At 40.7% G+C, this 14,597-nt stretch carries 13 protein-coding genes and 2 tRNA genes; 8 read left to right on the top strand and 7 right to left on the bottom strand.

The window, feature by feature from the left end:
- Positions 1 to 552 precede the first annotated feature (552 nt).
- On the bottom strand, positions 553 to 750 hold the full coding sequence (locus NT010_04300; GenBank protein MCX5805276.1) for a hypothetical protein: 198 nt from the start codon (positions 748 to 750) through the stop codon (positions 553 to 555).
- Positions 751 to 1,763: 1,013 nt separating this feature from the next.
- Here NT010_04300 and yedF point away from each other — a divergent pair.
- The 3 genes from yedF (at position 1,764) to NT010_04285 (ending at position 3,515) form a co-directional block, all read left to right on the top strand.
- On the top strand, positions 1,764 to 2,378 hold the full coding sequence (yedF, locus tag NT010_04295; protein ID MCX5805275.1) for a sulfurtransferase-like selenium metabolism protein YedF: 615 nt from the start codon (positions 1,764 to 1,766) through the stop codon (positions 2,376 to 2,378).
- Positions 2,375 to 2,608, top strand: a complete 234-nt coding sequence (locus tag NT010_04290; GenBank protein ID MCX5805274.1) for a DUF3343 domain-containing protein — start codon at positions 2,375 to 2,377, stop codon at positions 2,606 to 2,608. The genes yedF and NT010_04290 overlap by 4 nt, the downstream gene beginning before the upstream one ends.
- Positions 2,609 to 2,885: 277 nt before the next feature.
- Positions 2,886 to 3,515, top strand: coding sequence for a DJ-1/PfpI family protein (locus tag NT010_04285; protein ID MCX5805273.1), 630 nt, complete (start codon positions 2,886 to 2,888; stop codon positions 3,513 to 3,515).
- Positions 3,516 to 3,587: 72 nt separating this feature from the next.
- Here the strand turns inward: NT010_04285 and NT010_04280 are convergent, their stop codons facing one another.
- The 5 genes from NT010_04280 to NT010_04260 all read right to left on the bottom strand — a co-directional run bounded on the left by NT010_04280 (position 3,588) and on the right by NT010_04260 (position 8,733).
- Positions 3,588 to 5,486: an ATP-binding cassette domain-containing protein gene (locus NT010_04280; protein ID MCX5805272.1), complete on the bottom strand. Its 1,899-nt coding sequence runs from the start codon at positions 5,484 to 5,486 to the stop codon at positions 3,588 to 3,590.
- Between the two features lie 22 nt (positions 5,487 to 5,508).
- Positions 5,509 to 6,303 (bottom strand): monofunctional biosynthetic peptidoglycan transglycosylase, encoded by a 795-nt coding sequence (gene mtgA, locus NT010_04275; GenBank protein ID MCX5805271.1) that lies wholly within the window; start codon positions 6,301 to 6,303, stop codon positions 5,509 to 5,511.
- Positions 6,304 to 6,752: 449 nt separating this feature from the next.
- Positions 6,753 to 6,834, bottom strand: a tRNA-Leu gene (locus NT010_04270).
- A gap of 25 nt (positions 6,835 to 6,859) precedes the next feature.
- Positions 6,860 to 8,203 carry a radical SAM protein gene (locus NT010_04265; protein MCX5805270.1) on the bottom strand — a complete coding sequence of 448 codons (1,344 nt, stop codon included), beginning with the start codon at positions 8,201 to 8,203 and terminating at the stop codon, positions 6,860 to 6,862.
- Positions 8,200 to 8,733, bottom strand: coding sequence for a rhomboid family intramembrane serine protease (locus NT010_04260; protein ID MCX5805269.1), 534 nt, complete (start codon positions 8,731 to 8,733; stop codon positions 8,200 to 8,202). Before NT010_04260 ends, NT010_04265 begins: the two co-directional genes overlap by 4 nt.
- A gap of 201 nt (positions 8,734 to 8,934) precedes the next feature.
- On the opposite strand from NT010_04260, the gene galT reads away from it, so the two are divergent.
- The 5 genes from galT (at position 8,935) to NT010_04235 (ending at position 13,636) form a co-directional block, all read left to right on the top strand.
- Positions 8,935 to 9,936 (top strand): galactose-1-phosphate uridylyltransferase, encoded by a 1,002-nt coding sequence (galT, locus tag NT010_04255; GenBank protein MCX5805268.1) that lies wholly within the window; start codon positions 8,935 to 8,937, stop codon positions 9,934 to 9,936.
- A 9-nt stretch (positions 9,937 to 9,945) separates the two neighbouring features.
- Entirely contained in the window at positions 9,946 to 11,403 is a 1,458-nt protein-coding gene (gene glgA, locus NT010_04250) for a glycogen synthase GlgA (protein MCX5805267.1), read from the top strand.
- Positions 11,321 to 13,129: an ATP-binding protein gene (locus NT010_04245; protein MCX5805266.1), complete on the top strand. Its 1,809-nt coding sequence runs from the start codon at positions 11,321 to 11,323 to the stop codon at positions 13,127 to 13,129. Before glgA ends, NT010_04245 begins: the two co-directional genes overlap by 83 nt.
- On the top strand, positions 13,126 to 13,488 hold the full coding sequence (locus tag NT010_04240; GenBank protein MCX5805265.1) for a response regulator: 363 nt from the start codon (positions 13,126 to 13,128) through the stop codon (positions 13,486 to 13,488). The genes NT010_04245 and NT010_04240 overlap by 4 nt, the downstream gene beginning before the upstream one ends.
- Before the next feature lie 73 nt (positions 13,489 to 13,561).
- Positions 13,562 to 13,636: transfer RNA gene (locus NT010_04235), tRNA-Ala, on the top strand.
- 253 nt (positions 13,637 to 13,889) lie between these two features.
- Here NT010_04235 and NT010_04230 read toward each other — a convergent pair.
- Positions 13,890 to 14,204, bottom strand: a complete 315-nt coding sequence (locus tag NT010_04230; GenBank protein MCX5805264.1) for a transposase — start codon at positions 14,202 to 14,204, stop codon at positions 13,890 to 13,892.
- Positions 14,205 to 14,597: the final 393 nt, after the last annotated feature.

Below are 14,597 nucleotides of genomic sequence, written 5' to 3'. Positions count from 1 at the left end.
ACACAAATCATCTTTCGACTATTTGGTGAGTCGCAAGCCGAAATGCCGGAAATATCCGAAGAATATTACCTCTCAAAGAGATTGAGCAGGACAGCAAGGATTATCAGTCCACTCTGGCAGTAAAAAGGAAAAACAAAACCCGGACAGACTACGAGATCCTAAAAAAAGACATGGGCTTTTAGAAAGAAAGATCCGCACCTGGATTTTAAATCAATTGATTCCTCGAAGCTCTGCTTCGGGGTGACCACATTCCCTCGCCCCTTGATGGAGAGGGCAGTGTGAGGGGGGATAATCATGTTCCCCATTCCTCTGATACCTCGCAGCTCTGCTACGGGGAGATTATTTTCGACAGGGAAAAAATCCGCCAATGACGTCATTCCGAAAAATTCATTCAAGCAATTTGCCGACACTGTGTCGGCAAATCTACAATCAGCCTCAAAAGCCAATATAAACAGTGTGTTACACGCTGTGCCACTGCAAACTCAACTTATAGATTTGGTAGAAAGAGCGCCTTGCCGACAAAAAACTAAGTTTTAAATATAAATCATGCAACTAATTGTAGATATTGGTGTTTTCATGGATTTCCGTAATGACGGAAACAGTTTCCGTCATTACCTCCGGCAGGTCTTCGGACATCGGATACAGCCTGCCTCTCTCTGCGTACTCCGCGGGCTCTGCGAGAGATATGTTTTTGACCTTTACATCCCGCCGTTCTAAAAACCTCTTCCAATGATATTCCTGATAATTCATAAATTCTTATCTTTTACTCTGTTTTAAAAAACACCGGAGGGCACCAGGGAGGGTTTGATACCAAGTCGCATTCAATCGCACATCTTTGATATCTCCTCCTTGCACTCCCCTATTTCCGGGACACCCGCAAGCGGGTAACCGGTCGCCCCCTCCGCCAGCAAATCTCGACCCACTGTGGTGGGTACCCCGGCCTCCCCCTCTCGCTCACTGAGTGAGCTAAGCAAATCCTTGTACGCCTGCGTAGGCTCATCGTCGCTGCCTCAATGTGCATTTGAATGCGACTTGGTATGAGCGTCTAAGTCTTGACTTTTTATAGATTTTTTGGGTAATATGTATAATCAAAAAATAAGGATGTTTAATAAGATATGTGCAGAATAGAAAATATATTTATTCCATTAAGTTGAGAAACTAATCGGGAGCCCGTGCGGCTTCCCTTTATGACCGTTACCGCAGTTTCTCCGCCTTAACCATATTATCACGCCTCTTGTGAATCCGGCGCAGATGCCTGCGGCCGGATTTTTTTATCTCACAGGAGGTTTACATGTCAAATTACACACAAATGTGGTCGAATCTGGGTCTTTATCTTAATGCCTATGACGCGCTCCTTTGGGAACATATTAATATCTCAAAAAGGCAGGGCTATAGATAAAAAACTGTTACAATTGAACTATTGTGAGGCTGGTAATGTCTAACAGTTCAACGCAAAAGGACTTGGCTGTGTGCAACAGTTATTCTGGCAAAAAACGTACTCGAATTGTACGACGAAATTACCATCATAGTGGATGAAATATCAATCCTGGAAAGCCTCAAGCTTTTGGGGATGCAACTCAGGTTGTTCAGGGGTGCATGTAACATTTTTGGTAGATGTTACCGGGGAATCCGGGGATGTCTACTGGATACGCTTGAGAAAAACAATGTTGGATCAGAATATTACTTCAGTTTTGAGAACAGATGGAATATATTAACAAAATGACTAATGAATTGAGGCATAACAGAGCCAAAAGGAGGAAATCATGTCGGAATTGGTTAATGCAAAGGGACTTGCATGTCCTGAACCGGTTATTCTTACAAAAAAGGCTTTGGATTCGCACAATGATGTGACTGTTATTGTAGACAATGAGACTGCAAGGGAAAACGTTAAGCGCCTTGCTGTAAGTTCAGGATGTGCCGTTGACATAACAGAGGAGACCGGCGGTATTTTCAGGATGCATATTAAAAAACAGGATAAAAAGACCGGAGGAGATGCAGCATCGACGTGCATGTGCTCTGAAGATGTACCGATGTCTGCGCAGGGACCTACCATATTTGTTATAGCATCAAGTATCATGGGACACGGAAACGACGAACTGGGTGCAGTTCTTATGAAGGCATTCATACACACTGCTGTTGATCTGGATCATAAGCCGGATATAATGATCTTTTATAATACCGGCGTGCAACTTACAGCTTCCTACTCTGATGTTATCGACGACCTGAAGGCACTCCAGGAAAAGGGCGTGAAGCTGCTTATATGTGGCACCTGCGCAAACTATTTTAATCTTACCGGCAGGATCGGCGCAGGGACTATATCAAATATGTATGATATTGCAGGAACTCTGTCAACAGCAGGAAGGATTGTCAAGCCGTGAAAGCTGATCAGCATTACTGCGTTGCATTATTTGACTCTGTAAGTCATGTTATGAAGGCAGAGAAGATACTCAAAGGAGCAGGCATACCCCACAAACTCATCCCGGTACCGCGGAGCATAAGCTCCGATTGTGGAGTCTGCCTGCGCTTCCTCCCGGAACAGAAGGAAGCAGTTATTGAAGCACTGGAATCTACCATCCACATAAGCGAGATGCATGAGCTTTTACTATAAGGCTATTTCATTATTTTCGTGTATTTACCAGGTGCTAATACGTTGAAAACCTAAGATAGTTATCCGGGGCTCGCTTCTGCTACGGAGCGCCAACCCGGCAGGCTGGTCGCTGTTTGTTATAAAACCCTTTTTTATTTTTAAATGGTACTGTAATATTGATATGATTTATCATAAAATAGAAAATCAGGTCTGCCCGTTATTCGCAGAGTACACACAGAAAAATCCCGGTTCTGTACGTTCTCGGAAGTATGGATTAGACCTTCCATAAAGGACTGTAATGAATTTTGGTATTCTTGTTTTTCCGGATGTTGAAGAGCTTGATTTTGTTGGTCCATGGGAAATCATTGGCATGTGGAGCAAATTCGCCGATGGACCTGAGCAGCGCTTCATTGTGGCCGAGTCGCTTGAGCCGGTCATCTGTGCGAAGGGTCTCTCTGTAAATCCTCATGTATCCTTCGAGCAGTGCCCTCAACTTGATTTCCTTCTTGTACCGGGCGGCCAGGGAGCTCGCCAGGAGGTGGACAATCCGGTACTTATTAACTTTATCACCGAACAGGCAAGGCTGTGCAAAGCTGTATTTTCTGTGTGCACCGGGACTTTCCTGCTGCACAAGGCCAGTTTGCTATATGGAAAAAAGGTCACTACCCATTGGAGCTCCCTTGGCCGTTTGAAGACCCTTGGGGATGTCATGGTAGTTGAAGAGCGTTTTGTACATGATGGAGATATTTGGACATCGGCGGGAGTGTCTGCCGGTATCGATCTCATGCTCACCTTTATTGCGGAGGTTGCCGGTGAGGAGGTTGCGGGGAAGGTCCAGTTTGCCGCCGAATATTACCCATCAATAAAGCGGTACGGTGCCTCACACAAAAGTCCCATGGCACCTCTTTACTTGAAGGAGAAAGATTAAGGCTTGGTGTACCCAATTACGCAAAACACCGGCCCCGGTTTGTCCCGGTTTACAATAAGCAGATCAGAGTTATCAAGAATGCCCCTTCCTATCTTGGCCCAGTAAGCTGTCTGCAAGGGCATCGAATTGCTCCTCAAACTCCATAGATTTTCTGTGATGTTCGCCGGTCAGCCTGTCAAGTTCATCAAAAAGATGTTCTATCTCTATCTTTGAGCTGTGGATAGAGATAGAAAGCGATGTGATTGTCTTTCCATCGCCCACATTAGACGCACGGATAAGAGATTGGTTGTCGTCTTCGATCCGGTTTTCAAGTTTTGTTATTGCTTTTTCAAGCGCTTCAATCTCTTGCTGAAGTGGCCCCAACGCTCTTGAGCGGCTTTCAATCAAACGGGCACGAACCCGCCGCATATCCTTTCTGCTGGCCCCTTTATTCTGAGATTCTAACATGTTTTCGTTGTTTACCTTTGTGATTGTTTTTTCGTCTTCCCAGCCTATCCTTTCGAGAAAATCGTCATACGAGCCCTCGAAGATACTTATTTTTCCATTATCAAAGATTATTAACTTGGTCGCAATTGCCCTGAGTATCATTTCGCTGTGAGTTACAAACAGGACAGCACCTGTGAATATGTCGATTGCCGCTACGAGAGAGTCTATTGATTCCGCATCAAGGTGGTTGTCCGGTTCATCCAGCAGAATCAGATTTGCAGGGCTTACAAGGAGTTTTCCTATCAGTACCCTGCTTTTTTCTCCGCCGGACAATACAGAGACTTTTTTTAACGCATTATCGCCATCAAACATCATTGATCCGCATATACCACGGGCGGAGCCGAGACTATGGGCTGGATGGGCATCAAGCACCTCTTCGAGAACTGTTTTATCCGGATCAAGCCTTGCAACATTAGTCTGTCCGAAATAGGCGAGCTTCAGATTCTGGTTGTATCTGATTTCGCCCTGCACGGGTTGAAGCTCGCCCGCAAGCAGGTTGAGAAGGGTTGTCTTACCCTTGCCGTTCTTGCCGATAATACCTATACGGTCACTCTTTTTAATGGCCGCCCTGAAGTTATGAATTAGGGGAGGAGTATCTTCTGAAAAAGAAAATGATACATTATGAGCCTCTATAAGCCATTTTCCAGGGAAGGGCGCTGAATTAAAACTGAAATCAAGCTCAGGAATCTCTGTTAGTTTTTCACGCTTTTCCTTTTTCTCAAGCATCCTTACCCTTGACTGGACGGCCTTTGCCCTCGATGCCTGAGCCCTGAACCGGTTAACAAAAAGCTCAACCTCCTTCATTTTTCTCTCATCATTTGCCCGGGTCTTTTCGTAAACCTCTTCATCCTGGAGTATCTGCTGATAAAGCTTTTCTGTTGAACCTGCAATCTTACGGATGTTCTGGCGGTGAATGCCCATCGTGTGAGTAGTAACGCTATTCATAAATGCACGGTCATGTGTAATAAGAATGAGTTCATCTTTCCATGTCTGCAGGAATTGTATGAGCCATCTAACCGACACAATGTCGAGGTAGTTTGTCGGTTCGTCAAGAAGAAGTAGGTTTGGCCCCGATGCCAATATCTTTGCAAGATTCAAGCGTACCTGGAAACCGCCTGATAAATGTTGTGGATTACGATGAAATTCGACCGGAGAAAAACCAAGTCCGGAGAGGATGGACTTTACCCTGTAGGCCTCATCCCTACCGTCTTCCGCAGTCTTCAAGTCCAGACAAGCTTCTTCCAGGACAGAACTTTTGGTAAAATTAATGTGTTGGGAGAGGTATTGGATCGTATATCCGTTGGGAATACGAATTTTACCTGAATCAGGTTCCTCCTCACCAAGTATAAGTCTGAAGAGCGTTGTCTTGCCCGAACCGTTTCTACCGGTGAAGCCGATTCGTTCACCAGGATTTACTGAAAAAGAGATGTTGTCGAAGAGAACCTGTCTGCCGTATGCCTTTGAAAGGTCTGTAACTATAAGCATTATAATAAAACCTGTCCACAATTCATGGTACACCGTTTACAGCGGGAACACTATTTATCGAGTTATCTTCAGGGAGATTTTGCATTACATCTTCGTATTCAGGTATTACTATGCCCCGCTTTACCATAATGTTGTAGATGATTTTTGCACGCCCTTCAACATAGCGGGATTCTCCGACAACACGCAGTTTCCTTGGATTCGGGAGCACAACGGCAAGCTTGGCGGCTTCTTCGGGGTTCAAGGCTGATGCGGGCTTACCATAATAATGTAGCGATGCCGCTTCAACTCCGAATATGCCTTCGCCCCATTCTGCAACATTAAGGTAAAGTTCGAGAATTCTCCGCTTAGAGAGAGTCCTTTCTATTCTCCATGTCAGAACCGCCTCTTTTAGCTTCCGCACTGGGTTCTTTGCCGGTGTAAGGTAGAGGTTTTTTGCAAGCTGCTGGCTAATGGTGCTTCCGCCGACCTTAAATGCCCCCTTCTCAATATTCTTTTCAAGCGCTTTCTGCATAGCCTCTACATCAAATCCATGGTGTGACCAGAATTTGTCATCTTCGGCAATAATTACTGCCTTGATAAGATAGGGAGAGACATTGGACAGGGAAACCCATTTCTTCTGAATCTTCAATTTTTTGCCTTTGTTTTCACATTCTTTTTCACGGTACTCCATAAATGATGTCTTCTTCGGGTTTCCCTTTTTCATATTTGATACATCAGGGAAAACCAGATAATAACCCGTAACGGAAAGTAAAGCAAAAATGACGATAAGCAGAACAACCCGTACTATCTTTGGAAAAATCTTATTTTGCCTTTTCATTGAAAACCGCTATTAGCATAAATGAATGTCAGGTAAAAAACAATCCCCCTTTGAAAAGATAATTCCGTGATGGTGAATATAACTGAAAACAATGTTTGTTGCCCTACGGTATATCCAACTGATAAACGGGCATGCGAGATGTTTAACCTGACGGTGATTTTATTTCACTAAATGAATAATCTAACCCCCAAAATTGTCTGTGACGTCGATTTTAAGGGTTGGATATAGTTTTATATGGACGATGCCATTTATTTGCAATAGCGATGAAATATGAAGGTGCAAAATTTCTTAAAAATGATTTTATTTTGATGGATTTAATCGATGAATTCCACAGAACTTATTCTGTGATTCCAGCTAAAATTAAAAAAAGCCGGAATAAAAAATGGAAAAGTTTTATGGCCCGGGATTGAAAGAATTACAAAAAAATAAATAGACAAAAATATATTAATTGCGAGAGAGGGGATTTGAACCCCTACGGTTTAACCCGCTGGATCCTAAGTCCAGTGCGTCTGCCAGTTCCGCCACTCTCGCGTGCTTGACTAGAATTTAACATCATTTAGTCTGTTTTATCAACATTGCCGTTCTTTTCTTTTGCATATTGTTTTAAAAAACTCAGATCATTTTCTGTGAAGCCTTGCCAGGCAAAGGGAAAGAGGGCATTATTCTGATATAAAGGGTTATCGGCTATTGGGTAACGGGCAAAGGATTTAAACTCGTCGAACATCGGTGTATGTGGTATGGGTGTATACTCTGCTATATGTGTTTTTACGCCCAAGCTTGATATGTAATCTATGCTTTTTTTAACATCCTCCCATTTCTGAAAAGGAAGCCCAGCAAGAATGTAGATACTGATCGTTTCAACGGGGAACCTTGCCTTAAGCAGGAAATTAAGAGCTTTTTCAAAGATCATAAGATCAGTTTTTCCGCCTGTTGATTTTTGAATAAGCGGATTTATAGTTTCAAGCCCTATCCTTACTTCCTTAAACCCTGCCTCAATTAGAAGAAATGCCAACTCTTCGTCTACCAGAGCTGCATTCATCGCATTAGGGTTGTATAAATTAATTGAAAAAGGGAAAGCAATAATACGCTTAAGCAATGGTTTTGTAAACGCATCCTTTTTAAATAGAAAGTTGTCATCATAAATCACAAACTTATTTACACCGCGATCATGCCAGAACAAAATTTCATTTGCCGTGCTTTCCGGTTTCCTCCGCACTATATTTGGATGCATATACGGTGTTGCACAGTATGTGCATTTGTATATACACCCATAGGACGTGAGCAAAGGAACAAATGGTATATGATCATATAAATCAAAGCATGGATAGGGGAGTGCGTCAAAGTCATAGTAGTCCGGCTTATAAGGAAGCACGGTAAGCAATTCTTTTTCTAAAAAACTGTAAAAGTTATCTATTTCGTTATTTTTGACGATAAAGTCAGCTTTTGTCATTTCTTTTAAAGCGTGTTCATAACATAGAGATGGGTATATACCACCCATCACGATTTTTGTATTAGGAAACGCATCCCTTGTCGCATCCATTACTTCCTTTGCACCAGGATACCAATATGTCATAATTGAAGTAATGAGGGTAATATCCGGCGGCTCAAGAAGGGAAAGCTCCTTTAATAAGACTTCTTTTGAAATACCATATCTTTTAAGCCTTTTTCTTATGTTCTTTAGTGATTGAGGTTTTTCAACTTGTTCCTTTAGAAAAGGTGCCCTCCCGTCTTCTTTCCTTTTATTTTCATCAACTTTGAGGCAATCAATAAGGTTTATTTCTATTCCATTTTTTCTCAGTATACTGCCAACATACAAAAGTCCGATCGGGGTTGACCAGTAGCTATATGCTGAAAAATCGTAAATATATGGATTGATGATAAGCGCCTTTAAATGTTTCACGTGAAACGCTTTAAGGTAAATATTTTAATTGTTATGAGTCCGAAAATAAATCCGCCTATATGAGCATACCATGCGACACCATCCCCTTGGGAGAAAAGAAGCTGAATAAAAAACCATATTGTAAGAAGCACAACAGCAGGAAGTTCAACGACCTTTATAAATATGAATATAAATATCAAAGTTTTTATACGTGCGTGAGGAAAAAGCAGCAAATATGCGCCGAGAATACCCGATAAAGCACCGCTCGCACCAATCATCGGGACAACCGAAAACGGATCATATAAAAGCTGAAAAAGAGCTGCAGCAATACCTGAGCAAATATAAAAGAAAATAAAACGTCCATGTCCCATGGAGTCTTCAATGTTGTTTCCAAAAATCCACAGATATAACATATTTCCGCCCAAGTGAATAAAACCGCCATGAAGGAACATAGATGTGAAAACAGTTAAGACATTGTAGGGAAGTAGTTCGTATTTATCCGTGAAAGCCATAATAAAATCGTAGGGAACCAGTCCATAATTCTTATACATGTCATTGCTTTCAACAAAAGTTAGTGAAAGCCTTTGCCAAACAAAAATTAATATATTTACAAAGATAATACTTGTTGTTATAATGGGTTTTATGCGTGTTGGAACATTATCCTTTAAGGGTATCATTAATGTATTTCTTACCACGTGTTGCAAACCAAGTCAAAAGCATCAGTATAAAAATATAGTGGAAAGGTTTAACATATGCCCGAACTAAGAAAAGACCCAATTACCAGTAGATGGGTTATCATATCGACAGAGAGAGGAAAACGACCTGTTTTCTTTACGGAAGAGACTCCGCCCCAAAAAGCCGGGATGTGCCCGTTATGTCCAGGCAATGAAAACATGACGCCCCCTGAAGTCTATGCAATAAGACCACATTTATCGCAACCTAATGGCCCGGACTGGATACTGCGGGTTGTTCCGAACAAATTTCCCGCATTAAGAATAGAAGGTGGGCTTAACAAAGAAGGGATTGGACTTTACGACAAGATGAATGGAGTGGGAGCGCACGAAGTTATTGTGGAGACCCCGTTACACGGGCAAACATTATCAAAAATGGACGCGCACGAAATACAAAGGGTTTTTGTAGCGTACAGGGAAAGAATGTTGGATCTTTCCAAAGACAAACGGTTCAAATATATAATGGTGTTTAAAAACCACGGTTCTGTTGCAGGAGCTTCTCTTGACCACTCACACTCACAGCTCATAGCACTCCCTATCGCTCCAAAAAAGGTCTCAGAGGAAATTGAGGGTGGACTGGCATACTTCAAATATAAAGACAGATGTATTTTTTGCGACATTATCGCCCAGGAAAAAGAGGACAATGTAAGAGTAGTTATGGAAAACGAAAAGTTTATAGCTCTCTCGCCATATGCTGCCCGATTTCCTTTTGAAGTATGGGTACTGCCGAAAGAGCATGAAGCTTATTTTGAACAGCACAAAAATGAGGATAACTATTTTGCAATTTCAGAGATCACCTCTTTTGTTTTAAAAAAATATGACAAAGCGCTTAACTCGCCACCATACAATTACATAATTCACACGGCGCCATCAGGCAGTGGTGATATGCCTTACTATCACTGGCACATGGAGATCATACCGAGACTGACGAAAATGGCAGGATTTGAGTGGGGAACTGGGTTTTATATTAATCCTACCCCACCGGAAGAGGCTACGGCATACCTTAAAGAAATAAATGTTTAAGGAGGTAACATGAATGTTTTGATAGTATCTCCTGAGGTTTTCCCGTTTATTAAAACAGGTGGTCTTGCTGATGTGACAGGCTCGCTGCCAAAGGCTCTCAAAAAATCAGGCGTTGATGTTAGAATAATCCTACCCAAACACAAAGGAATTGAAGAACAAGGGTTTCCAATTAAATATAAAAACTACAAATATTCATGCCCCATGTCCCAAGGATATATTGACGGGGAGATTGCTCTGACCGAGTATGATGGTGTTACTGCATACCTTGTGGAGAAAGATGAATATTATTATAGAGATTATCTATACAGTACACCGGATGGAGACTACCTTGATAACGCTGAAAGATTTATCTTTTTTTCTAAAAGCGTCCTTGAGGCAATAAAGGTAACAGGGTATGTGCCTGATATATTGCATTGTAACGATTGGGAAACTGCACTTACGCCAGTGTTTTTAAAGACATTATATAAGGATGAGCCTGCTTTAAAAAATATTGCAAGCCTGTTTACGATCCATAACCTTGGATACCAAGGGATTTTCTGGCAATATGATATGCATCTTTTGAATATAGGTTGGGAATATTTTGCGCCCGATTACCTTGAATTTTTCGGCAATATCAATTTTTTAAAGGGTGGTATAGTCTTTTCGGACATTATTAACACGGTAAGCAAAAAGTACAGCGAGGAGATACAGACTCCGGAATTTGGTTGTGGACTTGATGGTATATTACGGACAAGGAAATCAGACCTTTACGGTATAATAAACGGGATAGATTATGAAGATTGGAGTCCTGAAAAAGATCCCTTTATCCCCGCACATTATAACAATAAGGATACGAAAAAAAAGAAAATATGTAAAGCATCACTACAGGAAGCATTCGGGCTTCCATTGGCGGGAGATATCCCGCTAATTGTTACCATATCGAGACTTGCTGATCAGAAAGGTTTTGATCTCATAGCATCTTCCCTTGAAGAAATACTCTCATACGGGACGCAATATATAATTCTTGGAACAGGGGAAAGAAAATATCACGACCTTTTTACGGAATTATCTAAAAAATTTCCAAAATCGTTTTCGCTGAAAATAGCTTATGATAATAAGCTTGCCCACTTGATTGAAGCAGGAGCAGATATGTTTCTAATGCCGTCAAGATATGAACCATGTGGCTTAAACCAGTTATACAGCCTCAGATATGGTACCATTCCCATCGTAAGGGGCGTGGGTGGGCTTGAGGACACAATTATGGATTATACGAAAGAACCTAAACGTGGTACAGGGTTCAAGTTCTATGATTACACAGATAAAGCAATGCTCGATGCCATAAAAAGGGCGTTAAAAGTCTATAAAAATAAAGATACTTGGGCTTCTCTTATAAGAAGATGTATGGATGAGGATTTTTCGTGGCAAAGGTCTGCAAAGGAATATATGGGACTATATAAAAAAGCTATTGAGAAGCATGAATCCAGTTGATTTGCTTGGAAAAATTATTGAAATATCCCACTCGAACCTCGAAATAACATCGAGGACTAACGCAATCCTTAACATTTTAGCGAAGGAAATGTCTTTTGATGAAGTAGTTGTTTTTACGTACGACGAAGACAGAAGACTTACATGCAGATACATGAACCAAAAAAGTTTGTTGTTTAAGATACTTTGTATGTACAGGTGTCATATCGGCGAAGGTGTAATCGGTGGTATAGCTCAAAAAAGAACACCCCAATTTTTTTCAAAAAAAGACATTCCCTTGAGGTTTGGCTGTCTTTTTTATCCTGAACTTGATGGTTGCATTGAGAAATATAAGACATTTTCCTTTCTCCCTCTGACTGACGACAGTTACCTTTACGGTGTTCTTGTGGCATGCTCTTCGATAAGAGAATCCATGCATGATTCGGAAAAAATCCTTTTATCCATAATTTCAAGAGAAATTGGAGGGATTTTAAAAGCAAACGATTTGTTTATTTCTTCTAAAAAAAGGATCAGCGAACTTGTCACTCTTTCAGAGCTTGGAAAACTTCTAACGTCGAACATTGAACCGCATACACTTTTTAAGAACATCGGATTGATTGTAGCAAAAGCCCTGAATGCAGCATTTGTCACGATCAGGATGGAGCATGCTTTCCTGAAGTTTGATTTGCACAGGATCACCTATGGCGAAATAGATCCTGCAACAGAAAATTATGTCAATGGGCTTGAGAAAGAGGCAGTGCAGAAAAAAAGCGCTGTTACTCTTAAAAATAATATATTAGACCAGGACGATATGTCCCCCGCAGATCTTTCTATGTATTCCACACCTATTATATCAAAAAATAGAGTTATAGGGGTAATAACGATAGGTGGGACAAAGTCACAACAAAATTTTACCTTGGAACAAAGCGGGCAATATCTTGTTAATACCATAGTAAATTATATAACAAACGGTTTCGAGAATACCTTACTGAATTCGAAGTTAAGGGACGTAATTGAGGAATTAAATAATGCACAAAAAAGATTGATAGAACAGGAAAAATTCAGAAGTCTTGGCGAAATGACTGCAAATATTGCCCATGAAATAAAAAATCCACTTGTGATTATAGGTGGTTTTGCAAAAAGACTTGCAAAGAAGGTATATTTGGACCGGACAGAGAACAGATACGTGGATATTATCATAAAAGAAGTTTCAAGGCTTGAGGCTGTTCTTAACGAAATCCTTGATTATGTAAAAGAAACACATGCCCCAAGAGAAACTTGCAACATGAACGACTGTATTGATGAAATTCTTTACCTCTTTTCATCTGTTCCAACATGGGAAAAAATTGAAATAGAGAAAGAAACTGACAGCAACCTGCCAGTAATAATGTGTGATGTTCAACAGATTAAACAGGTGTTTATAAACATATTAGTGAATGCCTTCGAGGCAATGCATGGTGTCGGCAAAATAACCATACGAACAGAACAAACTGTGTTGGATAACAATCCCTGTCTGGTTGTTTCTATAGCAGATACTGGAGGTGGAATAAATCCTGCAGCTATAGATAATATATTTAATCCTTTTTTTACAACAAAAGAAAAAGGCACTGGCTTAGGTCTTGCCATATCAAACAGAATTATTATGAACCACTTTGGAAGAATTGAAGTAAAAAATATGGCAGGAAAAGGCGTCACGTTCTTTGTTTATCTCCCTTTAAAAGAAAATATAATAAAAGAGGAGCTTTTATGAATGCGATAAAAATTTTGGTTGTGGATGATGAAGACAATATAAGGTTTCTTTTTAAGGAAGAGCTTGAGGAAGAGGGGTACCAGATAGAAATGGCCTCGAACGGTTTTGAAGCAATTGAAAAGGCAAAAAGTTCAAAATTTGATTTAATTGTGATGGATATAAAAATGCCCGGAATGGACGGGATACAAGCGTTAAATGAAATTAAGAATATGAACAAGGATCAAATTGTAATTCTATGTTCAGCCTACGGAGAATTTAAACAAGATTTTTCAAGCTGGGTTTCGGATGCATATGTGGTTAAATCTGCAGACTTGAGTGAAATGAAGCAAACAATAAAAAGGCTTCTGGGCATCAATTAATGGAATACTGGCAATAAATATCTTGATATTGAAATATATATAAAATAATATAATCACATTATCGGTTAAGGATGGGGGTGTAGCTCAGCGGGAGAGCATCTCGTTCGCAACGAGAGGGTCGTGGGTTCGATTCCCATCACCTCCACCAATCCTTTCAATAAGTTACGAATCTTATCCATCCTGAATAACCTCCTGATTGTGAAGTAAATGTGAAGTGGAGTTCACATTATTCTTAAAAACGCTGTCGAGAATATCAACGGTCTGGGTCATATGCTTAGGCGATAAATGAGCGTATCTTAAAGTCATTACAAACTTTTATGCCCAAGGAGTTTTAAACCGCAGTTAAATCCATCCTTGCTATTACAAGCTGACCTGCAAAGGTATGCCTGAGATCATGAAATTTAAAAAACCCCTCCTGTCATCTTGAGCACCTGCTGTTCGTTCTCGAATCTATGGTGATTACCTATAGGCCCAAGTATCTTTGCAGAGATATCGGGACCGAATCCGGGAATAGTTAAAAGATAGGTATACTCGGGGAATCTCTTGCATACACCCGCTATCTTACTGTCGGTGTCCTGAGTCATGACATCGGGTTGTCGCAATGCCTCGACAAGGAGTCCCCCCTTGAAAGACGCAGCCGGGGTTGCCTCACAGCCTATGGATGTTTTTGCCTTCGTATAGATATCCCATAAGCGTTTTTGCTGTGGGGACATCATTTAACAACTTAACAGGAGGCCTTGCTTTTTGGTAGACTGATAAAAAACTTTTTTCTCTGTTAGTCTTTGAGGCGTGGTTTGAATGCATGGGAATATATAATGGATTGAAAGCAAGTACGATCATGGGTTTTGAGAATTGTCAAAAGTAAAAATCTAAATAACGTAACGTATCCTTTCATAGTATTACAATAATTATCGTATTTAACCTACATACATTGTATTAAATATCCTACATAAATTAAAATTGACTTCAGAGATGGTACAATAAATTCAGACAGTGACATAAGTGGTTTTGCTGCTCTATAATACGACAAATAAAAAGGAGCAGTGAAATGACAAAAAGACCAAGAAGGAATCATGGAGCAGCATTTAAAGCAAAAGTGGCACTGGAAG

This window comes from Pseudomonadota bacterium (assembly GCA_026388275.1).
GTDB lineage: Bacteria > Desulfobacterota > Syntrophorhabdia > Syntrophorhabdales > Syntrophorhabdaceae > JAPLKB01.
This window is presented reverse-complemented; position numbering and strand designations above follow the sequence as displayed.

What these genes read in the sequence shown, in the direction of transcription:
- NT010_04230 (MCX5805264.1), bottom strand. Translation starts at nt 14,204, where the DNA reads ATGATGTCCCCACAGCAAAAACGCTTATGGGATATCTATACGAAGGCA.
- glgA (MCX5805267.1), top strand. Translation starts at nt 9,946, where the DNA reads ATGAATGTTTTGATAGTATCTCCTGAGGTTTTCCCGTTTATTAAAACA.
- yedF (MCX5805275.1), top strand. Translation starts at nt 1,764, where the DNA reads ATGTCGGAATTGGTTAATGCAAAGGGACTTGCATGTCCTGAACCGGTT.
- mtgA (MCX5805271.1), bottom strand. Translation starts at nt 6,303, where the DNA reads ATGAAAAGGCAAAATAAGATTTTTCCAAAGATAGTACGGGTTGTTCTG.
- NT010_04245 (MCX5805266.1), top strand. Translation starts at nt 11,321, where the DNA reads ATGAGGATTTTTCGTGGCAAAGGTCTGCAAAGGAATATATGGGACTAT.
- NT010_04240 (MCX5805265.1), top strand. Translation starts at nt 13,126, where the DNA reads ATGAATGCGATAAAAATTTTGGTTGTGGATGATGAAGACAATATAAGG.
- galT (MCX5805268.1), top strand. Translation starts at nt 8,935, where the DNA reads ATGCCCGAACTAAGAAAAGACCCAATTACCAGTAGATGGGTTATCATA.
- NT010_04280 (MCX5805272.1), bottom strand. Translation starts at nt 5,486, where the DNA reads ATGCTTATAGTTACAGACCTTTCAAAGGCATACGGCAGACAGGTTCTC.
- NT010_04300 (MCX5805276.1), bottom strand. Translation starts at nt 750, where the DNA reads ATGAATTATCAGGAATATCATTGGAAGAGGTTTTTAGAACGGCGGGAT.
- NT010_04260 (MCX5805269.1), bottom strand. Translation starts at nt 8,733, where the DNA reads ATGTATAAGAATTATGGACTGGTTCCCTACGATTTTATTATGGCTTTC.
- NT010_04285 (MCX5805273.1), top strand. Translation starts at nt 2,886, where the DNA reads ATGAATTTTGGTATTCTTGTTTTTCCGGATGTTGAAGAGCTTGATTTT.